The sequence below is a fragment of the Sinomonas cellulolyticus genome, assembly GCF_014656475.1.
Taxonomy (GTDB): domain Bacteria; phylum Actinomycetota; class Actinomycetes; order Actinomycetales; family Micrococcaceae; genus Sinomonas; species Sinomonas cellulolyticus.
Window position 1 is genome coordinate 109535 of record NZ_BNCM01000004.1, and the last position, 16692, is coordinate 126226.

Annotated in this window: 16 protein-coding genes; 6 read left to right on the forward strand and 10 right to left on the reverse strand. The window is 70.9% G+C overall.

Features of this window, described 5'->3' with window-relative positions; all coding sequences use genetic code 11:
* Positions 1-5: 5 nt before the first annotated feature.
* The 3 genes from IE231_RS06375 to IE231_RS06385 form a co-directional block, all read right to left on the reverse strand.
* Positions 6-917, reverse strand: a complete 912-nt coding sequence (locus IE231_RS06375) for a nucleotidyltransferase family protein (RefSeq protein ID WP_189693109.1) — start codon at positions 915-917, stop codon at positions 6-8.
* Positions 918-987: 70 nt separating this feature from the next.
* A complete protein-coding gene (locus IE231_RS06380; RefSeq protein ID WP_189693110.1) occupies positions 988-1350 on the reverse strand; it encodes a hypothetical protein in 363 nt (120 codons plus the stop codon).
* A gap of 94 nt (positions 1351-1444) precedes the next feature.
* The gene (locus IE231_RS06385) at positions 1445-2155 is read right to left on the reverse strand and encodes a hypothetical protein (protein WP_189693111.1); all 711 of its coding nucleotides are present in this window, start codon (positions 2153-2155) and stop codon (positions 1445-1447) included.
* 119 nt (positions 2156-2274) lie between these two features.
* On the opposite strand from IE231_RS06385, the gene glgX (IE231_RS06390) reads away from it, so the two are divergent.
* Positions 2275-4401 (forward strand): glycogen debranching protein GlgX, encoded by a 2127-nt coding sequence (gene glgX / locus IE231_RS06390; RefSeq protein WP_189693112.1) that lies wholly within the window; start codon positions 2275-2277, stop codon positions 4399-4401.
* Between the two features lie 18 nt (positions 4402-4419).
* On the opposite strand, the gene IE231_RS06395 is transcribed toward glgX (IE231_RS06390), so the two are convergent.
* Positions 4420-5913: a protein kinase domain-containing protein gene (locus IE231_RS06395; RefSeq protein WP_189693113.1), complete on the reverse strand. Its 1494-nt coding sequence runs from the start codon at positions 5911-5913 to the stop codon at positions 4420-4422.
* A gap of 240 nt (positions 5914-6153) precedes the next feature.
* Between IE231_RS06395 and IE231_RS06400 the strand changes: the two genes are divergently transcribed.
* Positions 6154-6816, forward strand: a complete 663-nt coding sequence (locus IE231_RS06400) for an NADPH-dependent F420 reductase (protein WP_189693114.1) — start codon at positions 6154-6156, stop codon at positions 6814-6816.
* A gap of 9 nt (positions 6817-6825) precedes the next feature.
* Here IE231_RS06400 and IE231_RS06405 read toward each other — a convergent pair whose 3' ends face one another.
* Both IE231_RS06405 and IE231_RS06410 read right to left on the reverse strand, forming a co-directional pair.
* A complete protein-coding gene (locus tag IE231_RS06405; protein ID WP_189693115.1) occupies positions 6826-7227 on the reverse strand; it encodes a VOC family protein in 402 nt (133 codons plus the stop codon).
* A gap of 58 nt (positions 7228-7285) precedes the next feature.
* The gene (locus IE231_RS06410) at positions 7286-7792 is read right to left on the reverse strand and encodes a MarR family winged helix-turn-helix transcriptional regulator (RefSeq protein ID WP_189693116.1); all 507 of its coding nucleotides are present in this window, start codon (positions 7790-7792) and stop codon (positions 7286-7288) included.
* Between the two features lie 153 nt (positions 7793-7945).
* On the opposite strand from IE231_RS06410, the gene IE231_RS06415 reads away from it, so the two are divergent.
* The 4 genes from IE231_RS06415 to treZ all read left to right on the forward strand — a co-directional run bounded on the left by IE231_RS06415 (position 7946) and on the right by treZ (position 15034).
* On the forward strand, positions 7946-8251 hold the full coding sequence (locus IE231_RS06415) for a hypothetical protein (protein WP_189693117.1): 306 nt from the start codon (positions 7946-7948) through the stop codon (positions 8249-8251).
* Positions 8252-8408: 157 nt separating this feature from the next.
* Positions 8409-10619, forward strand: coding sequence for a glycogen debranching protein GlgX (gene glgX / locus IE231_RS06420; protein ID WP_189693118.1), 2211 nt, complete (start codon positions 8409-8411; stop codon positions 10617-10619).
* A gap of 22 nt (positions 10620-10641) precedes the next feature.
* Positions 10642-13143 (forward strand): malto-oligosyltrehalose synthase, encoded by a 2502-nt coding sequence (treY, locus tag IE231_RS06425; RefSeq protein ID WP_189693119.1) that lies wholly within the window; start codon positions 10642-10644, stop codon positions 13141-13143.
* Positions 13136-15034 (forward strand): malto-oligosyltrehalose trehalohydrolase, encoded by a 1899-nt coding sequence (treZ, locus tag IE231_RS06430; protein WP_229866539.1) that lies wholly within the window; start codon positions 13136-13138, stop codon positions 15032-15034. The genes treY and treZ overlap by 8 nt, the downstream gene beginning before the upstream one ends.
* A gap of 69 nt (positions 15035-15103) precedes the next feature.
* On the opposite strand, the gene IE231_RS06435 is transcribed toward treZ, so the two are convergent.
* From IE231_RS06435 to IE231_RS06450, 4 genes are all read right to left on the reverse strand, one after another.
* Entirely contained in the window at positions 15104-15298 is a 195-nt protein-coding gene (locus IE231_RS06435; protein WP_189693120.1) for a hypothetical protein, read from the reverse strand.
* Positions 15299-15315: 17 nt separating this feature from the next.
* Positions 15316-15717: a hypothetical protein gene (locus IE231_RS06440; RefSeq protein WP_189693121.1), complete on the reverse strand. Its 402-nt coding sequence runs from the start codon at positions 15715-15717 to the stop codon at positions 15316-15318.
* Between the two features lie 39 nt (positions 15718-15756).
* Positions 15757-16098 (reverse strand): DnaJ domain-containing protein, encoded by a 342-nt coding sequence (locus IE231_RS06445; RefSeq protein WP_189693122.1) that lies wholly within the window; start codon positions 16096-16098, stop codon positions 15757-15759.
* Between the two features lie 70 nt (positions 16099-16168).
* Positions 16169-16591, reverse strand: coding sequence for an Hsp20/alpha crystallin family protein (locus tag IE231_RS06450; RefSeq protein ID WP_189693123.1), 423 nt, complete (start codon positions 16589-16591; stop codon positions 16169-16171).
* Between the last annotated feature and the right edge of the window lie 101 nt (positions 16592-16692).

Below are 16692 nucleotides of genomic sequence, written 5' to 3' on the forward strand. Positions count from 1 at the left end.
GCCGCTTACCCGACGTCGTGCGCTGAGGAGCTCTCCCGCCGGTTCCGTCCACCCGCAGCGCGCAGTACGTCCAGTGCCCGTGCCCAGACTTCCCTCGCGATGTCTGCGAAGCCCGGCTCGCGGTGAAGGCGCATGCGCAGATGGTCCCGATTCACCACGACAAGGGACCGGAGCAGCTCGGCGCGCTCGGCCGCTCCCTGCGCCGCACGCCACCGGGCCCGGAACAGCTCCACCCGGGTGCCTCCGTGGGACATGACCTCCCAGACATCGTGCTCGGGGTGCGCCGCCCACTCATCGAGACGCCCCGTCGCCGCGGCGAAGCCCAAGTGGGCCCCCACCACACCGGCGAGCGCCTCGACCCTCTCCCACTGATCCGCGGTCAGCGCCGAGCGCAGGTGCGTGACGTCGTCGGCCCCCCGGTAGGGGTCGCGCGCGGCGTGCAGGGCGATCATGAGCGCGTGGTGTTCCCGGGACGGCACCCGGCACGGCCATCCTGCGATATCCGCCGTGGTCTGCTGCTCCCACAGCAGCTCGAAGAACTCCTCCGCCGGGACTCCGACGCCAGGGAAGGCACGGTGGACGTCGACGTAGCCCCATTGGTCGTGCCACAGGGTCATGGCGTGATGGAACACAGAGCCGGTGCGGAAGGTGGTCACCGTCCTCCAGCCGCGGGCGTGGAGCGCCTCAACAAGGGCGTCCACGTGCGCGGGTCGGACCAGCACGTCGACGTCGGTGCTCTCGCGGCCCGGGGCGTACAGGCCCGGGGCGGCCGAGTAGCCCTTGATGTGCAGAAGGTCCACCTCCACGCCAGTGGCGGCGGACTCAATGAGGGCGTGCGCGAGGCGGACGCGGTCTTCGAGCGGGAGGTCGACGAGGGGGAGGCCGTTCGCCACCCGTTCCCCGCTCGTGCTCTCCACGGCTCCTATCATTCTGGGTCCGCTCGCCTGACGCAAAGGCGGGGACGCTCTGCTCCGGCGAACCCCGTGCCTAAGGGTGCCCGTTGACGGTCGCGATGAGCACCGGCGTCCAGTCGCCGAAGGCGAGGACGGACTGTGTGGGCGCTGACCCCTCGTCGGTGCGGGAGAGAGCCAGGGCCGGACCGGTGAAGAAGTGCTGAAGCCGGTGGTGGGCCTGGGAGGTGATGCGGATCCCCTGTCCGCCCGTACCATCTGAGCCGCGCACCCCGCGCTCCCAGTCGATCATCGTGTATTCCGCAGAGGCGCCCCGGTCCACGGGGCGGGACAGGATCACGGTCCGCCCGTCGGGAGAGACCGCCCGGACGTTGAAAGGATGCGGGCCAGTGTCGTGGAACGTCACTTTGTCGCCGAGCAGCAAGTACCGGTACGTCATCACGGGCCTCCTGTCCCCTGGATCCCGATATCCAGCCTAGGCCTGAGACCTCAGGCTGCTGCTGTTCCCGCCCAACTGAACCGACTATGACGCCTCACTTGCACTGCCCTGGGGGCATCTTCAGTCCGCTGCTCTCCGCGGCCGCGCAGAGCTGCTCGCGCTGAGGCTCAGGGAGCTGGCCCCAGGCGGGCGTGGAGAGGGTGTTCTGCACTGCCAGCGAGGGCACGGGAGAGGGCTGTGAGGGTGCGGGAGCGGGTGCCTGGACCTCGGCCGGCTCAGGGGCCGGTGCCTGGGCGGCCTGGGGCGCCTGGGCGGGAGCGGCGGCCGCCGGTGCTACTTCAGGGGCAGGAGCGGCAGCGGCCGGTGGCGGAGGAGTGGCTGTCGGCTCGGGCGGCTGCGGCGCGGCAGCGATCTCTGCGGGGGCGGGCAGCGGTCTTGCCGGCCCCTGCGAGGGGACGGGAGGCACGACGGCGGGAGACGGGCCCGCGCTGCTGGCCGGCGGTAGCGTGCGCGCGGCGCGGGGGAGCGAGGCGGGCCCGTTCATGGATACGGCGAGCGAGACAGCAGAGGAGCCGAGCGCCATGAGGGCCAGGACGCCGGCCACGGCCAGCGGCGCCCTCGTCCGCCTCGTGCCAGCGATCACGGCGAGCGGCAGGGCGGCCAGAAGCACCAGCCCCGCCACGGCGGCCGCCGCGGGCGCAGCGAGGAACAGGACGAGCAGAAGCGTGGCGACGCACGCAATCCCGAGCCACGTCCAGGTTCTGGGAGGCGGCGCCGCTTCTATCTCGGTGAATGTCAGATCCATGGGAGCCTCTCTCTCCTGAGGGCCTCCACTTACCCACGGTAGGCACCCGCCACGCGGGGGCCAAGGCTGCGGGAAGCGGAAGTTCCGAGAATGTCGCAGGGGTCCGCTAGTGTCGCCCCATGGACTCCACCGCGCAGTCCCCGTTCTGGGGCGCCCGGCCCACCGACAGCGGGACGGACTTCGCCCTCGCGACGGCCCCGGCGGCTGAACGCGTGGAAGTCTGCCTCGTGGACCACGAGACGTGGGAGCAGCGCTGCTTCGATCTGGCCCGCACGGGGACCACAGCGGGGGAGCAGGCGGTGCGCTGGGAGGGCACCGTGCCCGGATGCGCGCCCGGGCAGCACTACGGCTACCGCGTCCACGGGCCCTGGGACCCGGGCCGGGGCCTGAGGTTCAACCCCTCCAAGCTGCTCCTCGACCCGCACTCGCTCGCCGTTTCCGGCCGCACCGAGTGGGGACAGCAGATGCACGCCTACGTGTTCGGCGACCCGGCCACCATGGACACCTCCGACTCCCTGGGCCACAGCACCCTCTCGGTGGTGGTAGACCACGCAGAGTACGACTGGGAGGGCGACGCCCACCCGCGCACCCCCTACAACGAGACGGTGATCTACGAGGCGCACCTCAAGGGCCTCACCCAGCTGCACCCCGAGGTTCCCGAAGCGTGCCGGGGGACATACGCGGGAGCCGCCCACCCCGCCGTCGTGCGCCACCTCGCCGAGCTCGGGGTGACCGCGGTGGAGCTCATGCCCGTGCACCAGTTCGTCCACGACTCCACCCTGCTGGAGAAGGGGCTGGTGAACTACTGGGGCTACAACACGGTGTGCTTCTTCGCGCCGCACGCCGCGTACTCGTCCTCGGGGGACCACGGCCAGCAGATCTACGAGTTCAAGGAGCTCGTCAAGGCGTACCACCGGGCCGGGATCGAGGTGATCCTGGACGTGGTCTACAACCACACTGCCGAGGGCAACCACCTCGGACCGCAGCTGAGCTACCGCGGGATCGACAACGCCGCCTACTACCATCTCGTGCCGGGCAACGAGTTCTACTACATGGACTACACCGGTACCGGCAATTCCCTCAACGTGGGCCACCCGCTCACCCTCCAGCTCGTGCTGGACTCGCTGCGCTACTGGGTCACCGAGATGCACGTGGACGGCTTCCGGTTCGACCTCGCTGCCACGCTCGCCCGGGAGGAGGGCACGGTGGACATGGTCTCGCCGTTCTTCGGGCTCGTGGCCGCAGACCCGGTGCTCTCCCGCACCAAGCTGATCGCCGAGCCGTGGGACGTGGGCCCCGGCGGCTACCAGGTGGGCAACTTCCCCCCGCAGTGGACCGAGTGGAACGGGCGGTTCCGGGACACGGTGCGCGACTTCTGGCGCGGCCAGCCCGGCACGCTGCGCGAGCTGGCCATGCGCGTGGCCGGCTCCGCGGACCTGTACGAGGACGAGGGGCGCAAGCCCAGCGCCTCGATCAACTTCGTCACCGCGCACGACGGCTTCACCCTCGCGGACCTCGTCTCCTACGACGGCAAGCACAACGAGGCCAACGGCGAGGGCAACCGCGACGGCGCGGATGACAACCGCTCATGGAACTGCGGCGCCGAGGGGCCCACCGCGGACCCGGGCATCCTCGAGCTGCGGGCCCGGCAGCAGCGCAACCTCCTGCTGACCCTCATGCTCTCCCAGGGCGTGCCCATGCTCTCCCACGGCGACGAGCTGGGCCGCACCCAGAGCGGGAACAACAACGCGTACTGCCAGGACAACGCCACCACGTGGATCGACTGGGAACACGTCGATTCCAGCCTGCTCGACTTCACCCGGCGGCTGCTGCGCCTTCGGGCCGACCACCCCGTATTCCGGCGCCGGCACTTCTTCGACGGCTGCCCCGTGGATCCCGCCGAGGGCGACCCCCTGCCGGACATCGCCTGGATCGACGCGGACGGGTCCTCGATGGGCGACGCCGACTGGGACGAGGACTGGGCCAAGTCCCTCGCGTTCTTCCTCAACGGCAACGCCGTGCCCTCGCACGGTCGGGCGCCCGGCGACTCCGACTTCCTCGTGATCCTCAACGCCGCGGAGAACGACGTGGACTACCACATCCCCGACGGGCCCTTCCCGCAGAAGTGGTCCACCGTGCTCACCACGTGCGCCGAACACCTCGTGGGGGAGACCACCGCAGCCAACGAGGTGTTCACCGTCCCGGCCCGCAGCGCCGTGGTGCTCGAGGCGGCACGGGAAGAGTAGCCGCCCCCGGCAGCTGGGTCAGCTTGCGCTCGGCAGGCCCACGAGGGGCGCCCGGCCCGCCGGCGGCATTGGCTCCGGCTCGGGCAGGGCGGCTGGCCGCACGGCGGCGGCACTCACGACGGCGGCACGCCCGACGGCGGGGGAGCTTGCCTCGAGCGCGGCGCGGCGCAGGACGAGCTGATCCATGGCAAGGCCAGCCAGATCGCGCAGCATCGCCGCCTGCGCCCGCGTGAGGGTGCGTGGCACGCGGTCCAGCACGCACAGGGTGCCGATGTTCGCCCCGGCCGGAGTCTTCAGCGGCATGGCGGCGTAGAACCGCACGCCGAGCTCCCCGCAGACCAGCGGGTTCGCGGCGGCGCAGGGGGCCGCCGCGGCGTCCGGGAGGACCCATAGATCGTCCTGGAGGACCGCGGACGCGCACAGTCCCGGGTCCCGACCCACGCCATTCGCCTCGAGGCCGCGTGCGGCGAGGAACCAGATCCGGTCCGCGTCCACGATGCTGATCGCCGCCATCGGCACGTCCAGGGCGCGGGCAGCCAGGCGTGTGATCCGGTCGAGGGAGCCCGTCTGTGCCATGCCCGGGGCGGTGTAGCCGCGCACCTCGCCAAGACGCAGCGACTCCTCTGCCTCCTCCAGTTCCGGCAGGGGCCACGCCAGGACGTCCAGTGCGGCGATCCTCTGGAGGGCGGCGGCCGCCTCCGCGGGGGAGGGGCGTGCGGTCGGATCCATCGCCGTCATCCCCGCAAGGAGCTCACCCCAGAGGGGATCGACGTCGTCGGGGATGGGCGGCGGGAGGGTGAGCCGCCGGACGGCGCTCTCGAGTGGTGGACCAGGGAACGCCATCGTCCCGGTGAGGCACTGGAGCAGCACCAAACCCAGCGAATAGACGTCGCTGGGCGGGCCGGCATGGTCACCGCGGACCTGCTCCGGGCTGAGGAACGCGGGGGTCCCGGAGACGGCGTCCTCCAGAGTGAGCTCAGAGTCCGGAACCCAGGCGATGCCGAAGTCGGTGAGCTTCGCGCGGAACCTTGCCGCGGCGTCCGGACGGTCCAGCAGGAGGATATTGGCGGGCTTGATGTCCCGGTGGACCACTCCGCGGCCGTGCACGTAACTGAGGGCCTCGCACAGGTCGCGGCCGATCCCTGCGACGTCGGAGGGGTCCAACGGACCGTGCCGGAGGCCGTCGCGCAGGTCGGCGCCCGCCACCAGCTCCATGACGAGGAAGACGCGCGGGTCGCCGCAGGCGGTGCGTTCAGTCCCGGCGTCGAGGAGCGTGACAAGGCCGGGGTGGCTCAGCTGCGCGAGCAGCTTCACTTCGGTGTCGCTGCGCCGCAGCTCAGCCTCGTCCATGTCTGCGGGACGCATGACTTTGACGGCGACCTCCCGGCCCAGGGACTCGTCGAGCGCACGGTGCACGGCCGCCGTCGAGCCTCGCCCGATCACCTCGAGCAGCCGGTACCTGCCTCCCACGAGATCCTGAGCCACGCTGGGCCCACGGTTCTGCTCGGCCATGCCAACCCGCTTTCCACAAACGGACGGCAGGAGGCAGCCGGAATGGCGCCCACGGGCCCGATTGCGTCAGCTTTACCCAGCCATCGAGGAAACGAAACCGGACCCTCGGTAAGCAGTCGGGCCCCGGGGCGCGGGGCCGCTGACCACAGCCCGCCGTCCGCGCCGTCGACGGGCGCGGGCGGCCGGTCTAGAATTCCAACGCCCGCTCCACCGCGCCTGCCCCGTGAGAAGGACCCAGCCATGGACATCGCCATCCTCGGAACCGGACTCGTGGGCCGCACGCTCGCCGGACGCTTCGCCGAACTCGGCCATACCGTCACGGTGGGGACCCGGGACCCGCAGGCTACCCTGGCGCGCACGGGGGAGGGGGAGTTCGGCGACTGGGCGGCGCAGCACAGGGCCGTGGGCATTGCCACCTTCGCCGACGCCGTCGGGGCCGCTGAGCTCGTGGTCAACGCCACGAACGGCGGCGCCTCCCTTGACGTGCTCGCCCTGACCGGACCGCACGGCCTCGCGGGCAAGGTACTCATGGACGTGGCCAACCCCCTGGACGTCACCCACGGGCTGCCGCCCACGCTGTTCGTCAAGGACACCGACTCCCTCGGGGAGCGGATCCAGCGCGCCTACCCTGCCGCGCGGGTGGTGAAGGCGCTGAACACTGTCAACGCCATGGTCATGGCACATCCCGAGGTGCTGCCCGAGCCCGGCACCGTGTTCATCTGCGGGAACAACCAGGACGCCAAGGCCACCGTCACCACGCTCCTGGCCGAGCTGGGCCACCGCGACATCATCGACCTCGGGGACATCACCGGTGCCCGGGGCACCGAGATGATGATCCCCGTCTGGGTCCGGCTCTGGGGCGCCCTGGGCGGACCCGCGTTCAACTTCAAGGTGGTCCGCTGAGCGGCCTCCCTAGGAGGGCTCGAAGCCTATGAGCCAGTGGAGGCCGAACCGGTCCACAACCTGCCCGTCCGAGGCGCCCCACGGGCGCTCCTGCAGATCGTCCACCACGCGCCCGCCGTCGGCGAGGCCGGCGAACCAGGCCCGCAGCGTCGCCTCGTCCGCAGTCCCGAGGAGGGAGAGCATGAGGCCCTCTGTCCGCACAGCCGGTCCGCCGGCGTCGGCATCGGCGCCGCTGAGGTGCACGACGCCGGTCAGCTCGCCGTGCGCGATCGCGTCGCCGGGTGCGTCGGTGCGGCCGAACTGCTCGCGGGTGAACAGGGACAGGCTGCCGCCGAAGACCCCGTGGTAGAAGCCGAGGGCTTCGCGCGCGTTCCCGGGGAACAGGACGTAGGGCACAGGAGCGGCTGTCATAGCCCTCAGGCTAGCCCGGCCCCTGGCGCCGGCGCGCTGCGCGGCCGAGCAGGATGCGTCAGGAGTGCTTGGACGGCTCGATCTGGTCCACGGCCGCGCGGATGTTCTCGAGGAAGCGGATCACGGTGTCCGCCTCGTCCTTGCTCAGGTTGCCGGCGGCCGAGATCATGCGCTCGTGCATGGCGCCGAGGGTCTTGCGGACTTCGTCGTCGGAGCCCGGGGTGGGGCGCAGGACGAGCGCGCGGCGGTCCGTAGGGTGCGGCTCACGGCGCACATGCCCGCTGCGGACCAGCCGGTCGATCAGGCTCGTCATGGACGCAGAGGTGATCCCCAGCCGGACCGCGAGGTCCTTCGGGGAGAGCTGCTGGCCCCGTGATTCCGCCTCCAGCAGGTACCGCAGCGCGAGCAGGTCCGTCTCGCCCATGGACATGGCGTCGCGGGTGCGCCGGCGCATGGCCGATTCAGCGGCGCGGTAGTCCCGCAGCGCGTTCAGGATGCGGACAGCCTGCGCCTTGTGCTCGGTGTCCTGCTTGTACCAGTAGCCGGTCTGGCGCCGTATCTGCATCTCAAACCTCCCGAGATAGCTAGATTATCTAGCAATCGATCATAGCTTGGTTCTCTGCTTTCCCACGCTGCTCTGCTCGACTTCATCTCCTGTCTCCTATATAACTAGCTAGTCTAGCTACTAACTAAAGAATCTAGCTTTGAGGAGACGAGCGTGCTGCAGGATCCGATTGCCCTTCCCCAGCCTCTGGAGACCCGGCGCCCGGTGGCGCCCCCCGAGACGCAGCGCCTCCTCGGAGCCGCCCCGAATGGGGGCCCCGCCCACTGCCGGGAGTCTATGGTGCTCGGCGTGGGCCCGGACGGAGTGGGGGAGGCGCCCGGAGCCGGCGCGCTCGAGTGGCGCTGCCGGTGCGGCTTCCGCCTCGACGCCGGGCTCGTGCCGCTGCCGTTCCCGGGGGAGCTGCAGCTTGGGCTCCCCTACTCGGAGCTGCCCGCGGATGCACTGCGGGCGGCGGCCTGATCCACCCGGGCGGCATCGCGCTCGACCATCTCGCGCTCGCCGACGCCGTCGCCACCTGACGCTGCGTCGCACGGCACCCGGCGCAGAACCGTCACATAGACTCGCTAGGATGCCCCAAACGGCCCCACGGTGGGCCGAACAGCAAGGAGCTGAACACATGGAGAAGGACATCTGGCCCGGCACGGCCTACCCCCTCGGCGCCACGTTCGACGGCAAGGGGACCAACTTCGCGATCTTCAGCGAGGCCGCCGAGTCCGTTGAGCTGTGCCTCTTCGACCAGGACCGGCACGAGGAACGCATCACGATGACCGAGGTGGACGGGTTCGTGTGGCACTGCTACCTCCCCAACGTCCAGCCGGGCCAGCTCTACGGCTACCGCGTCCACGGCACGTACGACCCGTCCACCGGCCAGCGGTGCAACCCGAACAAGCTGCTCCTGGACCCCTACGCCAAGGCCGTCATGGGCCAGCCGGACTGGGCCCAGCCGCTGTTCTCCTACACGTTCGGGGACCCAGCGAGCCGCAACGACGAGGACTCCGCGCCGCACATGATGCTCGGCGTGGTCACGAGCCCCTTCTTCGACTGGCAGGGCGACTCGCAGCTGCGCGTGCCGTACCACCGTACGGTGGTCTACGAGGCGCACGTCAAGGGGCTCACCGAGCAGCATCCTGAGGTTCCCGAGGAACTGCGGGGAACCTACGCGGGCGTGGCCCACCCCGCCGTCGTCAATCACCTCACGAAGCTCGGGGTGACCGCCCTGGAACTGATGCCCGTGCACCAGTTCGTCGATGACAGCACGCTCCAGGACAAGGGCCTGCACAACTACTGGGGCTACAACACCATCGGCTTCTTCGCCCCGCACGCCGGCTACTCCTCGAGCGGGTCAACGGGCCAGCAGGTCCAGGAGTTCAAGGCCATGGTCCGCACCCTGCACCGGGCGGGAATCGAGGTGATCCTCGACGTGGTCTACAACCACACCGCCGAGGGCAACCACCTGGGCCCCACCCTGTCCTTCCGCGGGATCGACAACGGCGCGTACTACCGCCTCGTCGAGGACGACCAGCAGTACTACATGGACTACACGGGCACCGGCAACTCCCTCAACGTCCGCCACCCGCACGCGCTGCAGCTCATCATGGACTCGCTGCGGTACTGGGTCACCGAGATGCACGTGGACGGGTTCCGGTTCGACCTGGCCGCTACCCTTGCCCGCGAGTTCTACGACGTGGACAAGCTCTCGAGCTTCTTCGAACTCATCCAGCAGGACCCGGTGGTCTCCCAGGTCAAGCTCATCGCCGAGCCGTGGGACGTTGGCCCCGGCGGCTATCAGGTGGGCAACTTCCCGCCGCAGTGGACCGAGTGGAACGGAATGTACCGGGACACGGTGCGCGACTTCTGGCGCGGCGAGCCCTCGACCCTGGGCGAGTTCGCCTCGCGCTTCACCGGCTCCGCAGACCTCTACGAGCACAACGGCCGCCGCCCCGTGGCGTCCATCAACTTCGTCACCGCGCACGACGGCTTCACCCTGCGGGACCTCGTCTCGTACAACGAGAAGCACAACGAGGCCAACGGCGAAGACAACAACGACGGCGAGAGCCACAACCGCTCCTGGAACTGCGGCGCGGAGGGTCCCACGGACGAGCCGGCGGTGCTCGAGCTGCGCGCCCGCCAGCAGCGCAACTTCATCGCCACCCTCCTGCTCTCCCAGGGCGTGCCCATGATCGCCCACGGCGACGAACTCGGCCGCACCCAGCAGGGCAACAACAACGTCTACTGCCAGGACAACGAGCTGTCCTGGATCGACTGGGAGAGCGCAGACAACCCGCTCATCGAGTTCACCGCCGCCGTGACCCGTCTGCGCGCCGAGCACCCCACGTTCCGCCGCAGCCGCTTCTTCGACGGGCGGCCCGTGCGCCGCGACGAGGGCCAGCCGCTGCCGGACATCGAGTGGCTTGGGGCTGACGGCCGGCCGATGGTCCCCGAGGACTGGGACGTGCCGCTGGAGCGCAGCGTGGGCGTGTTCCTCAACGGCCATGGCATCCGCGGGCAGGACTTCTATGGCCGGCCCATCACGGACGCCCACTTCCTCATGTACTTCAACGCCAATGATTCGGACGTGGAGTTCCACCTCCCCAGCCAGGAGTACGCGCCAGGCTGGGATGTGCTGCTGGACACCTCCGGGCAGGCCGCCGGAGCCACCGAGATCAAGGCCGAGGAGGTGCTGACCGTGCCCGCCAAGAGCCTGGCCGTGCTGCGCGCCCACGAGCCCGTGGTCGAGGAGGTGGACCACTCCGTGGCCGCGTCCTTGGCCGCCCAGGCAGGCTCCGCCTCCACGAACCAGCCGTCCTCGAGCCTCGCCGGAAAGTAGTCCCGGCGCGAGAAGGAGCCCTGTGAAGACCCCCGCCTCGACCTACCGACTCCAGATCCGCCCCGAGTTCACCCTGGACGACGCCGCGGCGCTCGTGCCGTACCTGTCCTCCCTCGGCGTGGACTGGCTCTACCTCTCACCCCTGCTGGAGTCGGTGGGCTCGTCCGAGCATGGGTACGACGTCTCGGGGCCGTCCCGGGTGGACCGGGAGCGCGGGGGCCGGGAAGGCCTCTCCGCGCTCGCGGGTGCCGCGCGCGGGGCGGGGATGGGCGTCCTCGTGGACATCGTGCCGAACCACCTCGGCGTGGCCGTCCCCGAGGAGAACCCATGGTGGTGGCACCTCCTGCGCGAGGGCCGCGGCTCGCGGTACGCGGACGCGTTCGACGTCGACTGGGATGCCGGGGACGGCAAGGTGCTCCTGCCCGTCCTCGGCTCCGCGGAGGACCTCGAACTGCTCAGGATCGAGGGCAACCGGCTCTGGTACTACGACAACTCCTACCCGCTGGCCCCGGGCTCCTGGCAGCACGGGGACTCTGCCCGGACGGTGCACGACCGCCAGCACTACCGGCTCATCCCGTGGCGGGAGGCGGACACCCGCCTGAACTACCGTCGCTTCTTCGCCGTCAACACGCTCGCCGGTGTGCGGGTGGAGGTCCCCTGGGTGTTCGCCCAGAGCCACGCCGAGGTGCGCCGCTGGATCGAGGAGGGGCTTGTGGACGGGCTCCGGATCGACCACCCGGACGGGCTCTTCGATCCCGAGGAGTACCTCGAGCGGCTCCGCGAGCTCTCGGGCGGCGCGTACACGCTCGTGGAGAAGATCCTCGAGCCCGGGGAGTCACTGCCGGACGACTTCGCCTGCGAGGGCACCACCGGATACGACGCGCTCGGCCTCGTGGACCGCGTCCTCGTCGACCCTGCGGGGGAGGCACCCCTCACGGGGCTCGACACGCGACTGCGCGGCGAGCCGGCGGACTACGCCGAGATGGTGCACGGGACGAAGCGCTGGATGGCCGACGGGCTGCTCCGCGCGGAGATCCTGCGCTTGGCACGGCTTGCCGCTGCTCCGCCGCCCGAGCAGGAGGGCGCCGCCGCGGAGGAGGGCAGAGCCGGGGACTCGCAGCGCCCCTCCCTTGACGTCCTCGCCGATGCTCTCGCCGAGATCGCTGCCCACTTCCCGGTGTACCGCACGTACCTGACCCCGGACCGGGCCGAGGAGTCCGAGGATGGCACCGAGGCGACCCGAGACCCTGACGAGGCGAGCCTCGCACATGGCGAGTCGGCCCATCAGGGCCAGGAACACGATCTCGCGGTCCTGGCCGGCGCGTGTCGGGACGCCGCCGCCGAGCGCCCTGACCTCGCAGAGGTGATCGAGGCGCTCGAGCCCCGGCTCGCCGACCCGCGCGAGGAGCTGTGCCGCCGCTTCCAGCAGACCACCGGCATGATCATGGCCAAGGCCGTCGAGGACACCGCGTTCTATCGCTACTCGCGCCTGGGCACTTTGACGGAGGTGGGCGGGGACCCCACCATGTTCTCGGTGTCCCCGGGCGAGTTCCACGCATCCAATGCTGAGCGGGAGCGCCGGATGCCGCACTCGATGACTGCCCTCACCACGCACGACACGAAGCGCAGCGAGGACACGCGTGCACGCATCACGGTGCTGTCCGAGCTCGCTGAGGAGTGGGCGGCGGCCCTCCCCGCGCTGATGGAGGCCGTGCCCGCCGGTAACGCGCCGGACGAGGAGGGGGCCAGAGTCGACGGGCCGCTGGCCAACCTCCTGTGGCAGGCAGTCCTCGGCTCGTGGCCGGCGGACCGTGACCGCCTGGGCCAGTACGCAGAGAAGGCGGCACGGGAGGCCGGGGTCCACACCCTCTGGACCGCGCCGGACGAGCAGTTCGAGGCCGCGGTGCACCGGCTCGTGGACGCCGCCACGGACCCGGACAGCGCGGCCTACCCCATCATCTCGGCCTTCGCCGACCGGATCGCCCCCTTCGGAGCCTCCAACGGCCTCACCGCCAAGCTCCTGCAGCTGGCCATGCCCGGCGTCCCGGACGTCTACCAGGGCACGGAGCTGTGGGACCGCTCCCTGTGCGATCCCGACAACCGCCGCGACGTGGACTTCGCGGCCCGCACCAAGGCGCTGGCCGCGCTCGACGCCGGCGCCCCCGTGCTCGGGCCGCTCGACCAGGATGCCAAACTGCTCGTGGTCTCCCGCACGCTGCGGCTGCGCCGCGACAGGCCAGAGCTCTTCACCGGCTATGCGCCCATCGAGGCCTCCGGGCCAGCGGCCTCGCACCTCATCGGGTTCCGACGGGGAGAGCGGGGTGCTGCCGTCCTCGCCACCCGCCTGCCCGCGGGCCTGGACCGGGCCGGGGGGTGGGGCGCGACGACGGTCCGGCTTGCCCGCCCCGCCCGCGACGCCTTCACGGGGGCGGCCTTCAGCGAGGGCGAGGTGCTCGTGTCGGAGGTGCTGGCCACCCTCCCGGTGGCCCTGCTCGTTCCCGAGGAGGCGATCGGCCATGAGTGAGGAGGCTTCGATGGTGCAGGGGTCACCGAGCGCGGAGGAGACGCGCCTGCAGGGGGAAGCGGAGCCGAGGCCCGCCGGAAGCGTGTGGGCGCCCGTGCCGTCGCGGGTCGAGCTCGTCCTCGGCGGAGGGGATGCTGCCGAGGAGCACCTCCCGCTCGAGGAGGCCGGGAACGGGTGGTGGCGGCCGCCGTCGTCCGCAGCGGGCCGAGTGGCGGAGGCCCTCGCGAGGGGCGAGCGGTACGGCTTCCTCCTCGACGGCGAGGGCCCGTACCCTGATCCCCGCTCGCGGCGCCAGCCCGACGGCGTCCACGCCCTCTCCGCGGGTTTCGATCCGGCCGCGCATGCGTGGGCCGACGACACGTGGGCGGGCCGCGAGCTCCCCGGCTCCGTCATCTACGAGCTCCACGTGGGCACGTTCACTCAGGAGGGCACGCTCGACGTCGCGGCGGAGCGACTCCCGTACCTCGCGGACCTTGGCGTGGGCTTCGTCGAGCTCCTGCCGGTCAACGCCTTCAACGGGCCGCGCAACTGGGGCTATGACGGCGTCCTCTGGTACGCGGTCCACGAGGGCTACGGCGGTCCCGCTGCCTACCAGCGGTTCGTCGATGCGGCCCACGCCGCGGGGATCGGGGTCATCCAGGACGTGGTCTACAACCACTTCGGGCCGAGCGGGAACTATGCGCCGCTGTTCGGCCCCTACCTCGTCGAAGGTGCCGCGACGGGCTGGGGCGCGGCCGTGAACCTGGACGCACCGGGCTCCGACGAGGTCCGCGCCCACATCCTCGCGAACGCGCGCATGTGGCTCGAGGACTACCGGGTGGACGGGCTGCGCCTCGACGCGGTCCATGCGTTCGTGGACCGCCGCGCGCTCACGCTCCTCGAGGAGCTCCAGCTCGTGGCCGAGGACGTCGAGGCGGCAACGGGGCGCCGCAAGGTCCTCGTCGCCGAATCCGACCTCAACGACCCGCGCCTCATCACGCGCCGCGCCAGGGGAGGATACGGCCTCGCGGGCCAGTGGGCGGACGACGTCCACCACGCGGTCCACGTGGCCCTCACCGGTGAGACGGCGGGCTACTACGCCGACTTCGCCGACCCCGAGGCGCTCGCCAAGGTGCTCCGCGGCGGCTTCTACCACGACGGCACGTACTCGAGCTTCCGGGGCCGCGTCCACGGCCGACCGCTGGATCCCGCAACCGTGCGGCCCTCGCAGCTGGTCGTCTCGAGCCAGAACCACGATCAGGTGGGCAACCGGGCCGCAGGCGACCGCCCGAGCGCCGTGCTCGGATGGGACGGCCTGGCGGTCGCGGCCGTGCTGACGCTGTCCGGCCCCTTCACACCGATGCTCTTCATGGGCGAGGAGTACGGCGCCACGACCCCCTGGCAGTTCTTCTCGTCTCACCCGGAGCCCGAGCTCGCTGCCGCCACCGCCCAAGGGCGCGTGGCCGAGTTCGCCCGCATGGGCTGGGACCCGGCGCTCGTGCCGGACCCGCAGGACCCGGCCACCTTCGCCCGGTCCGTTCTGGACTGGTCCCAGGCCCAGACGCCCGACGGCGCCCGGCTCCTCGCGCTGTACCGGCACCTGATCGCCGCACGGGCCGAGCTGCCGGGCCTGTGGTCCGGTGGCCTCGACGAGACCGAGGTGCTGTCGGGGGATAGCCGCACCCATGAGGGGAGCGGCTCCGGGGAGCCGGGAGCCCGGTGGGTCTCGTGGCGGCGGCCGGGGGCCATCGTCGGCGTGAACCTCGGCCCCGGGCCGGCCGAGATTCCCCTGCCCGCCGGCTTCTCGGGCCGGATCGTCGTGGCCACGAGGGACGACTGCGCCGTGGTGAGCGCAGGCTCCGGCGAGGCCGTGCGCGTGCCGGGCGTGGCCGGCGTCGTGCTCTCCGCCTGAGGGCCGGAACCGGCCTGAGGACCGGAACCGGCCTGAGGACCGGAACCGGCCTGGCGCCGGCTTCCGGGCCTATCCGGTGATGAAGAACGACTGGCCGGCCGCGATGACAAGGTGACCCTGCACCGGCTTGGGGCCGCCGAAGCGGCTCGCGTCGAGGGTGCAGGCGGCCCCGCCATCCAGGGCATCGGCCACGCGCTGGGCGAGGGCGGAGCCGTCCATGCCCTCGACGTCGTAGAGGATCCCGTCGATGGTGATGCGCGCCATGGTCTCCTTTCTCCTTTCTAGATGCCGAAGATGAACTGCTCGGCGTGCGCCACGGCCTTCTGGAAGGAGTCGTTGCGCAGCGCCGCCGCTCCGGCGCTCGCCGCTGACCCGTTGCCCACGGCCTCAATGTAGGTCGAGAGCCCGGGCGGCCGCAGCACCCAGATCCCGCCCGCCGGCGGAAGGTAGAACACCGCGAATGAGCGGGCCGCCGGATCGTCCTCCCACACGGGAACCACCGCCACGGCGGCCCCTGTGTCGACATTGATCCACTGGGCACGGGGCCGCGGCTGCTCACTGTCGTAGACGCTGGGGTCCAGGAACGGCGCGGTCCCTTCTCCCCACTTCTCCTCGAACCTCTCGTGGAACACGGGGAACAGGGTCGTGTCGTAGCGGCGCCAGCCGCTCTGCTGCGGGGTCATGCCCCCTCCTTCACCGGTACACGGGCAAGCGGATGGATCTCATGGGAACCAGCGGAGGAGGAACCACAGCAGGTCATCCTCGCGATCGGTCCGGGCAGCGGGTCTCGGCGCGAGCCATTCACTGCTGCGCCGCAGTTCGCGGGCCCACAGGACGGACTCGGCCCGCTCGAGCGCGGCGTCGTAGGCTGCCCGGCGGTCCTCGCGTCCGAGGACCGCGTAGGCCTCCATGATCTCGCCGAGCCGTTCGCGCTCCGCGGCCGTCCCGTGGCCGCCACGGTCAGGGTGAAGCTCGCGCAGGAGCCGCCGATACGCGGCCCGGACCTCTTGCGGGCTCGCGGACCTCTCCACCCCGAGCACGTCGTAGAAGTCTCTCCCGCGCATGTCAGCCTCCTCGCTGTGGAGGCCGGGCCCCGGCGGGACCCACGCGGGGTCCTGCCGGGGCTGAGGTCCCTCAGGCCGCGATCTCCTTCTTCGAATTCGTCGTCGAGACCGCGATCTTGCGCGGCTTCGCCTGCTCGGCCACGGGGATCCGCAATGTCAGGACGCCGTCCGCATACTCCGCCGTCACCTTGCCGGTGTCGAGGGCGTCCCCAAGGATGAGCTCGCGCCCGAACGTGCCGGACGGACGCTCCGCCGCGATGGCCTCGGCGCCTTCCGGCCGGTGAGACTTCCGTTCCGCCCGCACGGTGAGGACGTTCCGTTCGACGTCGACGTCGATGGTCTCCGGGTCCACACCGGGAAGGTCGAACTCGACGACGAACTCGCCGTCCTCGCGCCAGGCCTCGAGCGGCATGGTCGTGGGTCGCGACCCATTCCCGAAGACCTGCTCCGTCAGGCGGTCGAGTTCACGGAATGGATCTGTTCGCATCAGCATCTCTGCCACCTCCAGATGTTCTGTTGAGGGTCGTCGCGTGGTCCGTAGAGCAATCCGTTACTGGCCGAATCTGTCTCTACAGGAATAGATATAATAGGTCC

Coding starts and splice junctions, on each gene's coding strand:
- IE231_RS06380 (WP_189693110.1), bottom strand. CDS start 1,350: ATGACGTACCGGTACTTGCTGCTCGGCGACAAAGTGACGTTCCACGAC.
- IE231_RS06385 (WP_189693111.1), bottom strand. CDS start 2,155: ATGGATCTGACATTCACCGAGATAGAAGCGGCGCCGCCTCCCAGAACC.
- glgX (WP_189693112.1), top strand. CDS start 2,275: ATGGACTCCACCGCGCAGTCCCCGTTCTGGGGCGCCCGGCCCACCGAC.
- IE231_RS06395 (WP_189693113.1), bottom strand. CDS start 5,913: ATGGCCGAGCAGAACCGTGGGCCCAGCGTGGCTCAGGATCTCGTGGGA.
- IE231_RS06400 (WP_189693114.1), top strand. CDS start 6,154: ATGGACATCGCCATCCTCGGAACCGGACTCGTGGGCCGCACGCTCGCC.
- IE231_RS06405 (WP_189693115.1), bottom strand. CDS start 7,227: ATGACAGCCGCTCCTGTGCCCTACGTCCTGTTCCCCGGGAACGCGCGC.
- IE231_RS06410 (WP_189693116.1), bottom strand. CDS start 7,792: ATGCAGATACGGCGCCAGACCGGCTACTGGTACAAGCAGGACACCGAG.
- glgX (WP_189693118.1), top strand. CDS start 8,409: ATGGAGAAGGACATCTGGCCCGGCACGGCCTACCCCCTCGGCGCCACG.
- treZ (WP_229866539.1), top strand. CDS start 13,136: ATGAGTGAGGAGGCTTCGATGGTGCAGGGGTCACCGAGCGCGGAGGAG.
- IE231_RS06435 (WP_189693120.1), bottom strand. CDS start 15,298: ATGGCGCGCATCACCATCGACGGGATCCTCTACGACGTCGAGGGCATG.
- IE231_RS06440 (WP_189693121.1), bottom strand. CDS start 15,717: ATGACCCCGCAGCAGAGCGGCTGGCGCCGCTACGACACGACCCTGTTC.
- IE231_RS06445 (WP_189693122.1), bottom strand. CDS start 16,098: ATGCGCGGGAGAGACTTCTACGACGTGCTCGGGGTGGAGAGGTCCGCG.
- IE231_RS06450 (WP_189693123.1), bottom strand. CDS start 16,591: ATGCTGATGCGAACAGATCCATTCCGTGAACTCGACCGCCTGACGGAG.